The sequence below is a fragment of the Collinsella sp. CLA-AP-H1 genome (assembly GCF_040092945.1).
Lineage (GTDB): Bacteria > Actinomycetota > Coriobacteriia > Coriobacteriales > Coriobacteriaceae > Collinsella.
In genome coordinates, this window is the sequence record NZ_JBBNKO010000010.1 from 1 (window position 1) to 16,293 (window position 16,293).

A 16,293-nucleotide genomic window follows, 5' to 3' on the forward strand; every position below is an offset into this window, starting at 1 on the left:
ATGGGGCACGGGCGGGCGCTCAAGGCCGTCGCGAGGAAGCGGCTCAGGGCGATATACGCCGTGATGCGCGACCGGGTGCCCTACCGGGAGTAGCCCCGACGGTTGACAAAACTATAGGAACACCCAATGACTACGAAAGGTATCCATGGAAACGATCATCAACGTCGACGATGTCTCGTTCTCCTATGGCACGCAGACCGAGCAGGCGCTCAGCCACATCTCGCTCAGCGTGAACAAGGGAGATTTCATCGGCATCATCGGGCCCTCGGGCGCCGGCAAGTCCACGCTTGCCGCCTGCCTGTCGGGCGCCGTGCCCCACCACTACACCGGCACGTTCTTTGGGTCCGTCATGGTCGACGGCCACGACACCTGCGAAGTCTCGCTCACCGACGTGTCGCAAATCGTCGGCAGTGTGCTACAGGATATCGACACGCAGATGGTCGCTTCGGTCGTCGAGGACGAGATGCTCTTTGGGCTCGAGAACTTTGGCGTTCCCCACGACCAGATCGAGCAGCGCGTGAGCGAAACTCTCGAGACCGTCGGCATCAGCGACCTGCACGACCGCGAGATCGCCACCCTCTCGGGCGGACAGAAGCAAAAGGTAGCCATCGCCGCCATCCTCGCCATGCGTCCGCGCGTCTTGGTTCTCGACGAGCCCACCGCGGCACTCGACCCCGCCAGCTCCACGTTGGTCTTCGAGACGCTGCGTGAGGCAAACCGCGCACTTGAAATCACCATCGTCGTCGTTGAGCAAAAGGTCGCCCTGCTCTCGGAGTACTGCAACCGCGTGCTCGTGCTCAACCATGGCGAAATCGCGCTGCAGGGCGAGCCACACGAGGTCTTCGCACGCACCGACGAGCTTCGCACCATCGGTGTCGATTGTCCGCGCGTCACGCGCATCTTCAACAGCCTCGAGACCGATGGCTTGGTAAGCGGCACGCCCTGTCTGGATGTCGACGAGGCTGAGCGCCTGATTTCGGGCATCGTCGACCCCGCACACGCGGCTATCGAAGCCCAGGCGCCCGCCGGTTCCCCGCATGCACCGTCGTTGCGCCCTCATGCCAAGGACGCCGAACCCGTACTCACCTTCGACCATGTTGAGTTTGCCTATCCCAATGGCGGCGCCGCCGTACACGACCTTAGCCTGACGCTCTATCCCGGCGAGCTCGTGGGCATCGTCGGCCAAAACGGCGCCGGCAAGACCACGCTCACCAAACTGCTCACGGGCCTGCTTAAGCCCGCCTCGGGCAGCGTGCGCGTCACGGGACTGGATACCGCAGCCGTTCCCACGAGCCGCATCGCTCGCGAGGTCGCGACCCTCTTCCAAAACCCCGACCGCCAGATCTGCAAGGATACCGTGCTCGACGAGGTCGCCTTTGGCTTGGAGCTGGGCGGCATGGACCGTGCCGAGGCTCTGCGTCGCGCCCAGCTGGTCATCGACCGCTTTGGTCTGCCCGCCGACGAGGCACCGTTCTCGCTTTCGCGTGGCCAGCGACAAATGGTGGCACTTGCCTCCGTCGTAGTGGTTGAGCCCAAGATCGTCGTGCTCGACGAGCCCACGAGCGGCTTGGACTACCGCGAGTGCATGACCGTGATGGAAACGGTACGCACCATGGCCGAGCGCGGTTGCGCCGTCATCATGGTCTGCCACGATATGGAAGTCGTCTCGGATTTTGCCGAGCGCATTGTGGTAATGGCCGACGGTCGCATCCTCGACCGCGGCCGCACGCACGAGCTGTTCTCGAACATCGAACTCATGCAGCATGCCTACGTTGAGCCGCCCCAGGTCATCGAACTCTCGCGCCGTCTGGCATCTTCCGTCTCGCCCGCTTTTGCGCAGGTGAGCGAGGTCACCGATGTCGTTCGAATTACCAAGGAGATGGTCCACCGTGGTTAACGTCATCGACTACATGCCGGGCGATACACTGCTGCATCGCCTAAACCCCGTCGTCAAACTGGGCCTCGCCGCCGCCATCATCGTCGGCATCTTCTTGTCCGACACCTACGTGGCGCTGCTGGGCTTTTTGACACTCACCCTTGCGCTGGGTGCCTATGCCGGCGTCGTCGACCGTCTGTTCTCGCTGCTCAAGTTGCTGATTCCGCTCGCGCTTATCATGCTGGTGCTCCAGCTGGCCTTTATGCGCGATGGCAACGTGGTGTGGGGCTTTATCACCGACACGGGCCTCATCACAGGATCGAAGGCCTGCCTGCGCCTGCTGGGTGTGGCGTTACCACTCATCCTCATGCTCACGGTGACCAAGCTCAACGACCTTGCCAACGCCTGCGTCGAGGTGCTGCACGTGCCGTATCGCTATGCCTTCACCTTTACCACGGCGCTGCGCTTCGTGCCGGTGTTTGGTCAAGAGATGAACGCCATCATGGAGGCGCAGACCGCACGCGGCGTCGAGTACGACACCAAGAACCCCATCAAGAAGCTTAAGCTCATGCTGCCACTGTGCGTGCCGCTGCTCATCTCGAGCGTGGGCAAGACCGATGCCACAGCCTTGGCGGCAGAACAGCGCGGCTTCTATCTGCGTACGCGCGCCAGCTCGTACAAGCGCTACCCCATCAAGGGCCTAGACATCGCCGTGCTCATCGTCAGCATCGCCCTCATCGCCATCGGCTTCCTGTTCTAGTTCACCACTGACAGCAACCGCCCAACGCAAAAGGCCTCGGCTCGCACCAAACGAGCCGAGGCCTTACTGTTTCACCAGATAAAACCTACCAAAATTAACCTGTCCCTTTTTGACAGGTCGGAAGCTAGAGGCGGTAGGGGGCGCCGCTACGGATGATGGATTCGCGCACCAGGACATCCATGGCGTCGAGGGTGATCTCGGGCATCTCTCGGTACTTTTGCAACACCGAGAGCTCGGTGCAGGCCAGAATGACGCGGTCGCAGCCGCTACGGGCGAACTCCCACATCACGCGGTCGAACTTATCCATATCGGGCTCACGTCCGGCCTTCACATCATCGTAGATAAGCGACATCACATCGTTCTGACGTTTCTCGCTGGGATAGACGACCTCAACACCCGCAGCCTTACATTCGCGGCCGTAGACGCCCGCGCCCACGGTTCCGTCGGTGCCCATGATGCCAATCTTGTGCACCGGCTCGGCCGGCATACTCAGGTTGGGATCGAACTCGCACTCCCCCATCACCGCACCGGCCAGAGCATAGCGCACCGACTCACGCGGCATGTGGATAATCGGCACTGTGGTAAACGACTGGATCTGGTCGTAGAAGTAGTGCGACGTGTTGCAGGGAATGGCAATGTGCGCACAGCCCAGCGACTCGAGTGCCTGGGCACACTCTTTCATGGTCGCCAGCAGCTTGGCATGCTCGCCGGTCTTAATGGCCAGCGTGCGGTCGGGCATGGTCGACTTGGAGAGCACCACCATGTCGATATGTTCCTGATCGCAGGCAGCAGCCGTATGACGCACCACCTGGTCGTAGTAATACGACGTGGCCTCGGCGCCCATGCCGCCGATAACTCCCAGCTTTTCCATCGCCGCCTCCTTGGTGACGCTTGCGCAATTGCGCGTATCATACCCGCGCCCGCCCGATGCAAACCGGACGGGCGCCGCACTCATCTACTTGTAATACGTCTTGAACAGCTTAAAGTGGCGCAGCTTGGTGTGCCACATGCGCAGCCAGCGGTTAAAGACAAAGTCGCCCTTCATAAACGAAGGGTCGGCGCCCTTACCTTCCTTGTCCAGGCGATGCACCTTAGCGCGCAGCTCGGGATCCTTGACGTACTTGTCGACGACGCCCATGGGGACGACCATCCACAGGGCCTCGTCCTGCGCCGTCACAAACTCCGGCTCAAACGGGCGGTTGAACACATACTCGTCCACCACATACTTGGCAACGTTAAAGCCGCTGTTGGTAACGTAGTAGTTGCTGCGACCCTGGCGCGTGTTGAAATCGAAGAACTTAAACGAGCCGTCGCGCTCGTCGTACTTAACGTCAAAGTTGGAATAGCCCACAAAGTGAAGGTCCTCGAGCAGCTTGCGCACGCCGCCCATGAGTTCGTCGTTAGGCTCGGTAATGATACAGGCATGGTTGCCGACACCGTGGGGCTGATGCTCCTCGAGCAGCACATGGCCCAGGCACATCATGCGGACCTTACCGTTGCGGTCGGAATAGCTGGTGAGCACGCGCATGTACTCGTCGTTGCCGGGCACGCGATCCTGCAAGATCAGATCGTCGGTGTAGCCGCTGGCATACGAATCGCGAATGACCTGTTCCAGCTCGGCGCGGTCGGCAATCTCATAGGCCTTCTTCTGGCCCTCGAACTCATGCTGCCACCACATGATGCCGTCAGAAGGCTTCAGAATCATCGGGTAAGGAAAATCGATCTGGTCGAGCACTTCGGCAGGCGCCTCACCCTGGGCATTAAGCATCGCCTTGGTAAAGGTAAACGTGTGTGGATAGGGCACGCCATGCTTCTCGCACAGCTCGTAGAAGATCTCCTTCTTCTGGCACTGCTCGAGCATGCTGTAGGGCGCGTAGGGAGCGACGATGTTATCCGCCAGCTCATGAGCATCCTTGGCTTGAGCCACGAGAGCGACATAGTTGTCGCCGCAGCCCACAAGGACAATAGTCTTGTCGGCATGCGCTTGGGCAATGCCGTTGACGGTTTTGAGCATCACGGGCATGGTGTCGATATCCACGTTGGGCGTGTAGTCGATAATCTGGCTGCGGTACGCGGGACCCGTCTGATACTTGCCAAAGACCAGACTCTTGACCTGGTACTCCTCGTAGAAGGCGCGCGCCACCGAATAGGCGTTGATGTCGCCACCGAGCAGCACGGGAATGAACTCGCGCTCTGTAAATTGCAATGCCATGGAAACTTCCTATCATGAACTGCCCACACAACGGGCGGTCTTTGCGCAACTGATTTATTCTAGCGTGCCAAGCCGCCGGCGCCCAAAGCTCCACCGTATCTATGGCAATCGACGTAATCGTCCAGCACGAAGGCCAGCACGAAGACGGCGCTCACCATTGTATGACAGCGGGCAATGAACCTACCATTGTTGTAGGATTCAGTGTATTGACATCCTCGAGCGAAAGGCGCGCACGTGCCCCAAGACCATCCGACCGATAATCCCATCCTCAATGCCGCGAGGCGCGAGCTGGCGAAACGTGCGAAAGCGACCGCTCCCCTGTGCACGGCAAACGACGCCTACAACGGACCCGCCCACATCGTCTCGATCAACACGTCGGTACACAAGGGCACTCGCAAGTCGCCCGTCGCCGATGGACGCGACACCGTTATAGAGCAATATGGCCTCGCCACCGATGCGCACGCCGGACATTGGCACCGTCAGGTTTCCTTTTTAGCCGCGGAGTCCATCCAGACGGCGCAGGCACGCGGGCTCGACGTACACGAGGGTGACTTTGGGGAGAACTTCACAACCCGGGGCATCAACCTGCTCTCGCTCCCCTTGGGCACACAGCTCAAGCTTGGCAGCGAGGTGCTTGTCGAAATCAGCCAAATCGGCAAGGTCTGCCACACACGCTGTGCCATCTACTATCTCGCCGGCGACTGCATCTTTCCCCACGAGGGCGTTTTTGGCGTGGTACTAAAGGGCGGAGAGGTCTACGCCGGCGACGATATCCAGGTAATCAAACTCGGCGACGGCACCTGTTCGTTCACCCCCGCCGAGGCCCTCGAAGAGATTGAGCAGGCTCGCCAGAAGGGCACGCTGTAGTTATAAAACCCCACGTTGAGATGGCTTTTACAGCCCAAAACCCCTCTCAAACAGAGCTCTGTAACGTTAAAGTTGAACTCTATGGTTTCTCAACAATTCATCATAACTGCAGGTCAAAGCCAAAGCCTCAAGTTCAACTTGACCCTTTGGAACCTTTAAGGTTCAAGTTGAGGTCGAAAGCAGTAGTAGAATACCGTTCGAACCATAACCTACGATTGATTGCAGAGGGACTGGATGCAGCATTCGAATCATCGCACCGCAGCGCTCATTGCGTCGAAGCCGGCTCGTATCATCACGAGCGCCGTGCTCGCCGTTGCGCTGACGGCCACGCCGATGCTCTCCCCCGTTGCGGCGTATGCCGCCTCGCAGGCAACGCAGGACCAGCTTTCCGCAGCCCAGCAGAAGATCGAAGCCGCCACGAGCGCCTACAACGACGCCCGCACCAAACTCGATGACCTGCAAAAGCAGATTGACTCCAATGAGGCAAGCATCGAGGAAATCGAGGCCAAGCTTCCCGAGCAGCAGGCCAAGGCAAGCTCCGCCATGCGCGATCTGTACAAGTATCAGAAGGGCACCAATCCCATCGTGAGCTTCCTGGTCAACGCACAGAGCCTGGGTGAGTTCATCACGACCTGCAAATACACCAACCAGATCACGAGCTCGAGCGTCGACGAGATCGAACAGCTCAATAACATGCAAACCGAACTCGAGCAGAACAAGGCTGAGCTCCAGCAGGCCAAGTCTCAGCTTGAGGCAGAGCAGAAAAACGCCGAGGATGCGCTGGCGCAGGCCCAGCAGCTCCGCAGCGAGGCACAGGCAAAAGCCGAGCAGGAAAATGCCGCCGAGCTTGCCAAGCTTGAGGCCGATAAGGCCGCTGCCGCCGAGAAGCTCTCGGGCGAGGGCGTAAGCGGCAGCAATTCCAGCAGCCAGGCCACCAACACCAACACCACCATCGACACCACGGTGAACAACGCCAATACCGGTAGCTCCGATTACGATTCGTTCATTAATGAGTGGACGAGCCGCATTGACAATTATCTCGCCGGCTCCCCCATGGCAGGCCAGGGGTATAACTTTGCCGTCGCCGCTTGGAATACCGGTGTCGACCCCCGTTGGTCCCCCGCCATCGCCTGCATCGAGAGCACCAAGGGTGCTTATTGCGCCAATTCTTACAACGCCTGGGGCTGGAGTGCACGTGGCGGCGGTTGGCGCAGCTTTGGCAGCTGGAGCGAGGGCATCTCCGCTCACGTTGCCTATCTGGGCGCCAACTACGGCTCCACCCTTACCCCGGCAGCGGCCAAAAAGTACTGCCCGCCCACGTGGCAGGACTGGTACAACAAAGTCGCCGCCCAGATGAACCGCATCTAAGTGCAACTGCAAAGGGCCCCAATGGGGCCCTTTTTCTTTTAGGTAGCGGAGGTATCGACGACGCCGGTCGCATTGGCAACCGCGACTATGACGATCATGCATGGGAGCAGCACACCCAATGCCTTGAGCCAGAGTTTCGCGAGTTTCTTGCCGCGATAGCTGTCGAGCAATGCGAATCGCCGACGAAGACGGCGCTTATCGAGCAGCGCAAAATGCATAAGCACCATAAGGCCATCGACAAAGAAAAAATACTCGATTATGAGAAGCCACGTCGGGTAGCTTTGGTTTGCTCCGGTGGGATGAAAGACGGCAAAGTGACTTCCGGCAAAGAACACAAGCAGCGAGAAGAAGACGAGCGTATTCCAAATGCGCCCCAGAGACTCCGGAACGCGAGAGAGCAGACCGCATGCAGTGGAGGCGGCAGGCCTAGGAAGCCCTGTGGGGTTCTGGAGCCCTTGGGGCGTCAACACCGTCTCCGAGGCCGGAGTACGGACAAGCACAGGCGCAGGAGGCCGCACGGGGCGACTTAGATCGTATGCCGCGCGCGTCGCCCGTCCCAACGCTTCCGCGCTCGCAAAACGCTTGGCCGGGTCGAGCGCCATCGACATGCAGACGGCATCGGTAAGTGGAGTGGGAATGCCGCATGCCTCACATTGCTCGCGCATGTCGAGCCCTGGTTTAGGGTCGACTCCCGTCAAGCAAAAGAACAACAGGGCCCCAAGTGCGTAGACATCGCTGCGCACACTCGTCTGCCCAAACCCATACTGCTCGGGCGGCGCATAGGGTCGCGTGCCAAACTTGACGGTGTCAGCATCGGCGCCATCGCGCCATACGCGCGCGATCCCCAGGTCGATAATCACCAGCGATGAAAATGTCAGGCCGTCATCAGGCGTATAGTTGGCACCTGTCACGATGATATTCGACGGCTTGAGGTCGCGATGGATCACCGGCGCCGACGTCTCCCCCACCATTGCAAAACCGGCATGGAGCTCGCCCACGGCATCGCATAGGGCAGGATACAATTCACGCGCATAATCGGGGGTGGCTCCCAGACGGTCCACCAGCGCCCCGAGTGTCTCCCCTTCGATGTATTCCATAACCACGTTGAGCTCGTCGCCCACACGACAACAATCGACGATTCTGGGCAGGTGCTCAAAACGCCTGCCTGCCCGCTGAGCGGCAAACAGACGCTCGTATGCCCCGCCGATTTGAGCCGAAGCATCGATGCGTTTACGAACAAAGGGACCGAGCGAACCACCGCCGGTTCCTTCAAAGTACACGAGCTCGGTTGTTTCAACGGACGAGCGCTTAAGTACACGCTCCACGCGATAGCTGTCGTCGCAATCGAGCGACGCCAGGTGCTCGGCAAGCGCTGCGGTCAGCTCGTCATCGGAATATGTTGGGGTCTGAGTATCCATAGCCTCCATCATAGCGCAGGGCGCAGACACCCCATGGCATCCGCGCCCCGTTCGTTTGCATCGTTGTTCGGCAGCTCCGCCGGCTCAGATATCAGCCGCTAACTCACCGTCTCCTCGCCAAAGCGATACAGCTCCTCGTTGACCTTTTGGAGACTGCATCCGCGATCGATGCAAAAGATGATAATCGCATCGCGGCGGTCCTTGCAGTTTAGGACGCTTACCCCGGCAGCCGTCAACGCACGGTTGGTCTCTTTGAGCGTCAGCGCCATCGCAAAGGCAATCTGCAGCACCTTATTGCGACTCGGATGACGCGCGCCGGTAAAGATCTGATAGCCAAAGGTCTCATTGAGATCGGCCATACGAACCACGCGCGAGCGCTCCAAGCCCTTTTCCTGCAGCAGCTGCTTAAGGTAGTCCGAAAGCGACGGAGCGGCAAAGTCGTGTTCTTTGATATAGACATCGATGTTTGGCGCGTCGAGAAGCTCATTGAGCAACTCGTCCGTCAGCTTTTTATCGGGCATACGACCTCACCTCCCATACGGCGCAACGGTAGCGACATGCTAGGCCAGCATCCAGCTTGCAGTGGCAGACTTATCAAACATGTTGGCAAAATACAGTGCCTTCTTGATATCGCCATCAAAGTAGATATTGCCCGCCACGGAGCCACCGGCGGCAAGGGTGCCAGACTGCAGTTCATCAGAGCCCTCGCTGTAGTAACCCTGATTCTGTTGAGCGCCGTTGGCGTCCTCGCCCTTCCAGTCGTAGATATTGTAATCTGCGCCCTCATCGCCATTGTTAACGTACGTGACGTGAATGCCCGTCATGGTCGAACCGTCATAATTTGTGAGGCCGGGCTGGACGGAATCGACAACGACGGAAAGACCGGCAGCCGTGGTCACCGTCGCACCAACCGCCAGGTCAGTCGTAGACTGTTCTTCCTTCTTCGCCTCTTCCTTCTTGTCGCCATCGCCAGCGTCCTCCGTGACGGTCGCCTTATCGCTACCACAACAGGCAAGAAGACCGGCAGTCCCCAGGGCGACGGTGGCGAATGCGCCAAGTGCAGCGCGACGGCTCAGCAGCACTTCGTTTTCGAGCTTTTTTCATTATGCATCCTTCCTACGATCCGGCTACCGCGCCGGCACACAGCACATCGTAGGAAGGATTAAACTTGAATTCATTAGCTGAGAGCTAAGGTTGCGGTAAACGGCCAATGCGGTTATCCAAACGCCGAGCAAACGCACTTTGCGCGACCGTCTGCTGGCAGTGCATCAACCCACCGTGACGGATTCCCCGGTAAAGGTACTGACTATCAACAGGACAAAGAACACCAGGTAGCTGACACTCAGCGGGTACGCAATGACCAGGAATACGACCCAGCCAACATCGGTTTTACCGTCGGCACGGCGTTGCTCGCGATTGCGGCAGAGCCAAATCGTCACGCCAATGGCCGCAATCAACAGCACAAGTGCCGCTGCTGCCAACCCGGCAAGCGCAAACATTACGCCAATGCTCACAGCAATAACCGGAAGCAGCAGCAAGCCACACCCGCATCCACCCGGACTATACACGGCAGTCTGTCGGCGTCGTTCCATCGTCACTCCAACCTCAATATCTTTGAGCACTACAACGCAACGGCCCGCTGAACGGGAACGATCTTATCCAGCTCCGGCTCGATGCGCCTCTTCTCTGCCTCGAGGTCAAACGCCATCTGAGCGCGAAGCCAATAGCCATCCGTTAGGCCAAAGTAGCGGCAAAGGCGAAGATCAGTGTCAGCCGTAACACGACGCCTTCCCAAAATAATCTGCCCAATACGCTGTGCCGGAATCCCGGTCTCCTTAGCAAGGCGATATTGAGAAATGCCCATAGGAACAAGAAATTCCTCTTTGAGAAGTTCACCAGGAGTCACCGGCGACAGCAAATCGGGCGCGGTCTCATCACTTGTGATAATCGACGATTTCGACATTCCAAGCCATCCCCTGTCTCCACTCAAAACAGACCCGATAGCGCTCATTAACACGGATGCTATATTGACCAGCGCGATCGCCCTTCAACGCTTCAAGACGATTACCTGGCGGAACGCGAAGATCATCAAGCGAAGCGCAGATCTGCAGTTGGCGAATCTTCCTCAAGGCGACCCGCTCAAAAGGAATGAACTTCCTAATCCGCACACCCATTGCGAAGCGTTCAGTGTCTTCATCTTTATATGATGCAATCATAGTATCGCCTTACGTTAATAACGTCAAACGTTTCTATAGACTTACATCTCTATTATACCGTACATCTGTTCGTGTTTTCTAGAGCAGGTATCCTTCGCCAATTAACCAAGCAGAAGCAATCGTTTGTAGACATCGAGACCCTTGAGTAGGATTTCCTCGTCAAAGAGCATGGTATCAGTATGCAGGGCACTCGTGGCATAGGCGGGACAGCCCTCGGTGTCGCTCGGATTATCCCGACTGACAGGAACGCCCGTGCCCAGCAGGAAGAACACGCCTGGCAGATGGCGCTGATAGAAGGCGAAATCCTCGGCAATAAGCAGCGGCTCGTCCACGAGCTGCAACTCGGGCAGAGCAGGCGCGATTCGAGCAAACAACTCGGGGTCGTTGTCGACCGGCGGATAGCCCTCGGCAAAGTCGAGATCGTACGTGCAGCCCGTTGCAGCGCATGCCTCGTCGAGTACACGACGCACACCCTCGCGCGCACGGTCGAACATACCGTCTGTAAACACGCGCAGACTGCCGGCAACATGGGCCTCCCCCGCCACCGCGTTGCAAACGGTGCCAGCCTGCAGCAGGCCAAACTTGCCGATACAGGGTTCGTCGGTGCCCAGCTCGTCCATCAGTTCGCGCTCGGCAACCAAGAACTTGGCAGCCGCCAGCGCCGCATCGTGCGATTCCTCGACCGGAACGCCATAGGTCTTAGCGATATGGATGCTCGTCCCGTGAATATGAATGTGTGTCTCACTCGAACGCGCCAGCAGCGGACCGGAACAACTCGCCAACGTGCCGGCAGGCAGATCGGGCCACACATGGAAGCCAAAAATGCGGTCAGCCCCATAGCGCTCGAACACACCGCTCTCGCATACCGTCTTGGCACCACCGGTCGTTTCCTCGGCCGGCTGGAACACAAAGAGAACGTTGCGCCTAATGGCGCCCGGCTGCTCGCGAATCGTACGGTCGACATACGTCGCGGCGGCAAGTGCCATGGCCATGTGTCCGTCATGTCCGCAAGCGTGCATCTTGCCGGGATGGATCGAGGCAAAGGCCGCTCCCGTCGCCTCCGCGATGGGCAGCGCATCCATATCGGCGCGAATCGCCGTGGCACGCGCGGCACCAACGCCAGCGTCGAAGAAAGCGCAGACGCAGCTGGGACACGGATGGGTCGCCTCGCAAGCGAGCGGCGCCAACACGCCCTCGATATAGGCGATAGTCTGCGGAAGATCGAAATCGAGCTCCGGAATGCGATGGAGATCGCGGCGATAGCGACGGAGTTCTTGGAGCTCGGTCATAGAGAATCCCTTCGTGAGGCACATCTGTTGCAACTTATTGTGATACAGGATTGTGGCACACATGTTTCCAGCATATTGCTGCATTTTTTAAACGTTATATACGAATACTCTTGTTTGGTAAAGTGCAACGTGATAGGGTCTTTACCACTTGATAGAGGCGCGGGCACGAAGAGCCGCGGGCGAGCCGGCAGGCTTTGACCCCGTGGGGAGGCGAAACCCGCCGAACTGGGTTTTTCGGGCACGAACAACCTGGTGGGCCTGTGGGAAACACCCACAGGACTGTCTGCAGCAATGCGGGAGCGCTATCCGGACATTGGGTCCACGCTATGCGGATTCGATGCGCAGATGGCGCCGTCTGGATAGCGAGGTTTACGGGACATGGCATTGACCCCCAACGAGGCATATGCGGCCAAGCAGCCGTTTGTGGACAAGGAGACACTCGAGCATATCGTCGAGCAGTTCCCCACGCCGTTTCATCTATACGACGAGGCGGGCATCCGCCGCAACATGCAAGAAGTGCGCGACGCCTTTGCATGGAACCCGGGCTTTAAGGAATACTTTGCCGTCAAGGCCAACCCCAACCCGGCGCTCATCTCCATTCTCAACGAATACGGCTGCGGCTGCGATTGCTCGAGCTATACCGAGCTCATGATCGCCCGCTCGCTGGGCATCACGGGACACGACATCATGTTCTCGTCCAACGACACGCCGGCTGCCGACTTTGAGCTCGCCAACAAGCTGGGTGCCATCGTCAACTTTGACGACATCAGCCACATCGAGTTCTTTGAGCGTGTTGCGGGGCCCATCCCCAAAACGGTCAGCTGCCGCTTTAATCCAGGCGGCCTGTTCCAACTCTCCAACGGCATCATGGATAACCCCGGCGACTCCAAGTACGGCATGACCACCGAGCAACTCTTCGAGGCCTTCCGCACGCTCAAGGCCAAGGGTGCCGAGGACTTTGGCATCCACGCATTCCTTGCCAGCAACACCGTCACCAACGACTATTACCCCAAGCTTGCGCGCATCCTCTTTGAGCTTGCCGTGCGCCTGGAGCGCGAGACCGGCACACACGTCGCCTTCATCAATCTATCCGGCGGCGTCGGCATCCCCTACCTGCCCGAGCAGCAGGCCAACGATATCCGTGCCATCGGCGAAGGAGTGCATGCGGCCTACGACGAAATTCTGGTTCCCGCTGGCATGGGCGACGTGGCCATCTGCACCGAGATGGGCCGCTTTATGATGGGCCCCTACGGCTGCCTGGTCACCAAAGCCATCCACGAAAAGCAGATCTACAAGGACTATATCGGCGTGGACGCAAGCGCCGTCGATCTGATTCGTCCTGCCATGTATGGCGCTTACCACCACATTACGGTGATGGGCCAGCCGGGTGGCGACGACAAGACCACAGCGCCCGTCACGGACACCTACGACATCACGGGCAATCTGTGCGAGAACAACGACAAGTTCGCCATCGACCGCGAGCTGCCGCATATCGACATGGGCGACCTGCTTGTGATCCACGATACCGGCGCGCATGGCTACTCCATGGGCTACAACTACAATGGACGCCTGCGCTCCGCCGAGGTCCTGTTGCGCCCCGATGGCTCGGCCGACCTCATCCGCCGCGCCGAGCGCCCGGGCGATTACTTTGCCACGCTCGACGTGCTGCCGAGCGGCCGAGAGCTGCTGGCCAAGTCGCGCGCCGAAAGTGCCCGCCGTCGCGCCCAAGACGAGCGCCTGACAGTCGCCGCCCAATGGAACAAACGCATCCAGATCGCGGACGCGAAGGAGAAGAACATGGACATCCGCAATCTCGAGGGCTCAATCGTCGCCCTCGTCACGCCGTTTAAAAAGGATGGCAGTGTCGACTTTGACGCACTCGAGCGCCTTATCGATTTCCACCTGCAAAACGGCACCGACGCCATCCTCACCCTGGGCACCACCGGCGAGAGCGCCACGATGACCGACGACGAGGATAACTCCGTCGTCGCCGCCGTGGTCAAGAATGTTGCAGGACGCGTCCCCGTCATTGCCGGCTCGGGCTCCAACTCCACGCAGACCATGCTCACCAAGTCGCTTACTTACCAGGGCTTGGGAGCCGACGGCCTGCTGCTCATCACCCCCTACTACAACAAGTCCAATGAAGAGGGTATCTATCAGCACTTTAAGACCGTCGCCGATGCCGTGGACATCCCCTGCATCCTGTACAACATCCCCGGCCGCTGTGGCTGCGGCATCAGCGAGCGCAACGTAGAACGCCTGGCCGCGCACCCCAACATCATGGGTATTAAGGAGGCCTCGGGCAACGTCGCCTACGCGGCCAAGATCGCCCACCTGCTGTCAGACGACTTCCGCATGTACTCGGGCGAGGACGCGCTTACCGTACCGCTCATGAGCCTGGGCGCCTCGGGCACCATCAGCGTGTGGGCCGATGTTCAGCCGCAGCTCGTGCACGACATGTGCCGAGCCTATCTGGACGGCGACGCGGAGCGAGCCCGCGACATCCAGATTGCCGGTCAGCCGCTCATCAATGCCCTCTTTGGTGAGGTCAACCCCATCCCCGTTAAGGAAGCGCTCGCTCAGATGGGTATGATCGAGGCAAACTACCGCATGCCGCTATGCCCCATGGCCAACGACACGCGCGCCGCACTCACAGATGCTCTGAAGGGAGCTGGTCTGCTTGATTAAGACCGTCATTATGGGAACGGGCCGCATGGGCTCGCTCATCCGCACTACCGCCGAGGGCGTTGTCGACGCCGCCGGTCAGCCCGTTTTTGATATCGTGGCCCAGATTGGCTTCGATTTGAGCGAGCTCGAGAACGCACCGGCTGCCGATGTGATTATCGACTTCTCAAACGTCGTGACCTTCGATGCCGTCGTCGCCTATGTCGAGCGCACGGGCGCGGCGTTGGTCTCGGGCACCACGGGCTACACACCCGAGCAGATGGATTGCCTGCGCGAGCTGGGTCAGAACGCCCGCGTCATGCACTCCGGCAATTACTCCATCGGTATCGCAGCCCTGCGTCATCTGGTAGCACAGGCCACACGCGAGCTGCCCGGCTTTGACTGTGAAATCGTCGAGACGCACCATAACCAAAAGGTCGACGCCCCCAGTGGCACTGCCAAGTTGTTGCTCGACGCCGTCGTCGAAGCTGAACCCGAGGCAGGCTACCACCCCGTCTATGGCCGCGAGGGCATGTGCGGCGCGCGCGACCCCAAGGAGATCGGCATGCACTCGCTGCGCGGCGGCACCGTCGCCGGCGTGCACGAGGTGAGTTTCTTTGGCCAGGACGAGGAGGTCACGCTCGTCCACCGCGCCACGAGCCGTCAGATCTTCGTCAACGGCGCCTTGGCAGCCGCACAGAAGCTCATCACCCGCGACCCCGGCTTCTACACCTTCGACCAGGTCATGTTCGCCTAACTAGTTATCAACCATACCCCCTCAAAGGAGAGACAGCATATGAGCAACGCAGCCGAGATGGATGCACAGGAGATTATCAACTACATCGCCACTGCGCCCAAAAAGACACCCGTCAAGCTGTACGTGCGCGAGAAGCCGGGCATGAAGGTCCAGTGGGGCAATGCACACGTCTACGGCGGTCGTCGTGGCAAGACCGTCTTTGGTGACTGGGATGAGCTTAAGGCCATCCTTGACGCCAATGCCGATTCTATCGATTACTACGACGTTGAAAACGATTGCCGCAACTCTGCCGTGCCCATGCTCGACCTTAAGGGTATCAACGCCCGCATCGAGCCGGGCGCGATCATCCGTGACCGCGTCGAGATCGGCGACCGCGCCGTCATCATGATGGGCGCCATCATCAACATCGGCTCCGTTATCGGCGAGGGCTCCATGATCGATATGGGCGCCGTGCTGGGCGGTCGCGCCACCGTGGGCAAGAACTGCCACATCGGCGCCGGCACCGTGTTGGCGGGCGTCGTGGAGCCCGCAAGCGCCACGCCTGTCATCATCGAGGACGATGTCATGATCGGCGCCAACGGCGTGGTCCTGGAGGGCGTGCACGTAGGCAAGGGCGCTGTCGTTGCCGCCGGCGCCGTGTGCGTCGAGGATGTCCCCGCCGGCGCCGTCGTGGCCGGTGTCCCCGCCCGCGTCATCAAGATGCGCGACGAGAAGACCAACAGCAAGACCGGACTGGAAGAGGGCTTACGTCAACTTTAATAGTTACGCGGTTTTGACAAACCGCGTTTTCGCTGACGTATGCCCAACCTGCGGCGCAATGTCAGCAACCAAGCCGAAAACAAAAAAGGCCGAAGTCCCGAAGGGCT

General features: G+C 59.4%; 16 protein-coding genes and 1 riboswitch. Of the genes, 7 read left to right on the forward strand and 9 right to left on the reverse strand.

What is annotated here, in order from left to right:
- The first annotated feature begins 145 nt into the window (after positions 1–145).
- Positions 146–1,897, forward strand: coding sequence for an energy-coupling factor transporter ATPase (locus AAAV44_RS06515; RefSeq protein ID WP_349115081.1), 1,752 nt, complete (start codon positions 146–148; stop codon positions 1,895–1,897).
- Positions 1,890–2,636: an energy-coupling factor transporter transmembrane component T gene (locus tag AAAV44_RS06520; protein WP_349115082.1), complete on the forward strand. Its 747-nt coding sequence runs from the start codon at positions 1,890–1,892 to the stop codon at positions 2,634–2,636. Before AAAV44_RS06515 ends, AAAV44_RS06520 begins: the two co-directional genes overlap by 8 nt.
- Before the next feature lie 124 nt (positions 2,637–2,760).
- Here AAAV44_RS06520 and AAAV44_RS06525 read toward each other — a convergent pair whose 3' ends face one another.
- Positions 2,761–3,507: an aspartate/glutamate racemase family protein gene (locus AAAV44_RS06525; protein ID WP_270226906.1), complete on the reverse strand. Its 747-nt coding sequence runs from the start codon at positions 3,505–3,507 to the stop codon at positions 2,761–2,763.
- Positions 3,508–3,591: 84 nt separating this feature from the next.
- Positions 3,592–4,848 carry an ATP-grasp enzyme gene (locus tag AAAV44_RS06530; protein ID WP_035137907.1) on the reverse strand — a complete coding sequence of 419 codons (1,257 nt, stop codon included), beginning with the start codon at positions 4,846–4,848 and terminating at the stop codon, positions 3,592–3,594.
- Positions 4,849–5,082: 234 nt separating this feature from the next.
- Here AAAV44_RS06530 and AAAV44_RS06535 point away from each other — a divergent pair, with 234 nt between their 5' ends.
- Complete coding sequence (locus AAAV44_RS06535; RefSeq protein WP_349115083.1) at positions 5,083–5,715, forward strand: MOSC domain-containing protein; 633 nt, start codon at positions 5,083–5,085, stop codon at positions 5,713–5,715.
- A 234-nt stretch (positions 5,716–5,949) separates the two neighbouring features.
- Positions 5,950–7,083 (forward strand): hypothetical protein, encoded by a 1,134-nt coding sequence (locus tag AAAV44_RS06540; RefSeq protein ID WP_343001016.1) that lies wholly within the window; start codon positions 5,950–5,952, stop codon positions 7,081–7,083.
- Positions 7,084–7,121: 38 nt separating this feature from the next.
- On the opposite strand, the gene AAAV44_RS06545 is transcribed toward AAAV44_RS06540, so the two are convergent.
- The 7 genes from AAAV44_RS06545 to AAAV44_RS06575 all read right to left on the reverse strand — a co-directional run bounded on the left by AAAV44_RS06545 (position 7,122) and on the right by AAAV44_RS06575 (position 12,006).
- Positions 7,122–8,501, reverse strand: coding sequence for a protein kinase (locus AAAV44_RS06545; protein ID WP_349115085.1), 1,380 nt, complete (start codon positions 8,499–8,501; stop codon positions 7,122–7,124).
- A gap of 98 nt (positions 8,502–8,599) precedes the next feature.
- The gene (locus AAAV44_RS06550; protein ID WP_349115086.1) at positions 8,600–9,022 is read right to left on the reverse strand and encodes an XRE family transcriptional regulator; all 423 of its coding nucleotides are present in this window, start codon (positions 9,020–9,022) and stop codon (positions 8,600–8,602) included.
- 39 nt (positions 9,023–9,061) lie between these two features.
- A complete protein-coding gene (locus AAAV44_RS06555; RefSeq protein WP_349115087.1) occupies positions 9,062–9,583 on the reverse strand; it encodes a DUF4352 domain-containing protein in 522 nt (173 codons plus the stop codon).
- A 186-nt stretch (positions 9,584–9,769) separates the two neighbouring features.
- A complete protein-coding gene (locus AAAV44_RS06560) occupies positions 9,770–10,093 on the reverse strand; it encodes a hypothetical protein (RefSeq protein WP_349115088.1) in 324 nt (107 codons plus the stop codon).
- 29 nt (positions 10,094–10,122) lie between these two features.
- A complete protein-coding gene (locus AAAV44_RS06565; protein ID WP_343007032.1) occupies positions 10,123–10,464 on the reverse strand; it encodes a HigA family addiction module antitoxin in 342 nt (113 codons plus the stop codon).
- Positions 10,436–10,717, reverse strand: a complete 282-nt coding sequence (locus AAAV44_RS06570) for a type II toxin-antitoxin system RelE/ParE family toxin (RefSeq protein WP_271744584.1) — start codon at positions 10,715–10,717, stop codon at positions 10,436–10,438. Before AAAV44_RS06570 ends, AAAV44_RS06565 begins: the two co-directional genes overlap by 29 nt.
- Before the next feature lie 101 nt (positions 10,718–10,818).
- Entirely contained in the window at positions 10,819–12,006 is a 1,188-nt protein-coding gene (locus AAAV44_RS06575) for an N-acetyldiaminopimelate deacetylase (RefSeq protein ID WP_349115090.1), read from the reverse strand.
- A gap of 144 nt (positions 12,007–12,150) precedes the next feature.
- A riboswitch (Lysine riboswitch) is annotated at positions 12,151–12,319 on the forward strand.
- Positions 12,320–12,384: 65 nt separating this feature from the next.
- Between AAAV44_RS06575 and dapA the strand changes: the two genes are divergently transcribed.
- The 3 genes from dapA to dapD are packed head-to-tail and all read left to right on the forward strand — an operon-like array spanning position 12,385 to position 16,186.
- Positions 12,385–14,694: a 4-hydroxy-tetrahydrodipicolinate synthase gene (gene dapA, locus AAAV44_RS06580; protein ID WP_349115092.1), complete on the forward strand. Its 2,310-nt coding sequence runs from the start codon at positions 12,385–12,387 to the stop codon at positions 14,692–14,694.
- On the forward strand, positions 14,687–15,427 hold the full coding sequence (gene dapB / locus AAAV44_RS06585) for a 4-hydroxy-tetrahydrodipicolinate reductase (protein ID WP_349115093.1): 741 nt from the start codon (positions 14,687–14,689) through the stop codon (positions 15,425–15,427). Before dapA ends, dapB begins: the two co-directional genes overlap by 8 nt.
- A gap of 39 nt (positions 15,428–15,466) precedes the next feature.
- The gene (gene dapD / locus AAAV44_RS06590) at positions 15,467–16,186 is read left to right on the forward strand and encodes a 2,3,4,5-tetrahydropyridine-2,6-dicarboxylate N-acetyltransferase (RefSeq protein WP_349115095.1); all 720 of its coding nucleotides are present in this window, start codon (positions 15,467–15,469) and stop codon (positions 16,184–16,186) included.
- The last annotated feature ends 107 nt before the right edge of the window (positions 16,187–16,293 follow it).

Bases quoted from the DNA above. Each gene is read 5' to 3' on its own strand.
- AAAV44_RS06575 (WP_349115090.1), bottom strand. From the start codon at position 12,006: ATGACCGAGCTCCAAGAACTCCGTCGCTATCGCCGCGATCTCCATCGC.
- AAAV44_RS06560 (WP_349115088.1), bottom strand. From the start codon at position 10,093: ATGGAACGACGCCGACAGACTGCCGTGTATAGTCCGGGTGGATGCGGG.
- AAAV44_RS06565 (WP_343007032.1), bottom strand. From the start codon at position 10,464: ATGTCGAAATCGTCGATTATCACAAGTGATGAGACCGCGCCCGATTTG.
- AAAV44_RS06530 (WP_035137907.1), bottom strand. From the start codon at position 4,848: ATGGCATTGCAATTTACAGAGCGCGAGTTCATTCCCGTGCTGCTCGGT.
- dapA (WP_349115092.1), top strand. From the start codon at position 12,385: ATGGCATTGACCCCCAACGAGGCATATGCGGCCAAGCAGCCGTTTGTG.
- AAAV44_RS06525 (WP_270226906.1), bottom strand. From the start codon at position 3,507: ATGGAAAAGCTGGGAGTTATCGGCGGCATGGGCGCCGAGGCCACGTCG.
- AAAV44_RS06570 (WP_271744584.1), bottom strand. From the start codon at position 10,717: ATGATTGCATCATATAAAGATGAAGACACTGAACGCTTCGCAATGGGT.
- AAAV44_RS06540 (WP_343001016.1), top strand. From the start codon at position 5,950: ATGCAGCATTCGAATCATCGCACCGCAGCGCTCATTGCGTCGAAGCCG.
- dapD (WP_349115095.1), top strand. From the start codon at position 15,467: ATGAGCAACGCAGCCGAGATGGATGCACAGGAGATTATCAACTACATC.
- AAAV44_RS06515 (WP_349115081.1), top strand. From the start codon at position 146: ATGGAAACGATCATCAACGTCGACGATGTCTCGTTCTCCTATGGCACG.
- AAAV44_RS06545 (WP_349115085.1), bottom strand. From the start codon at position 8,501: ATGGATACTCAGACCCCAACATATTCCGATGACGAGCTGACCGCAGCG.
- AAAV44_RS06550 (WP_349115086.1), bottom strand. From the start codon at position 9,022: ATGCCCGATAAAAAGCTGACGGACGAGTTGCTCAATGAGCTTCTCGAC.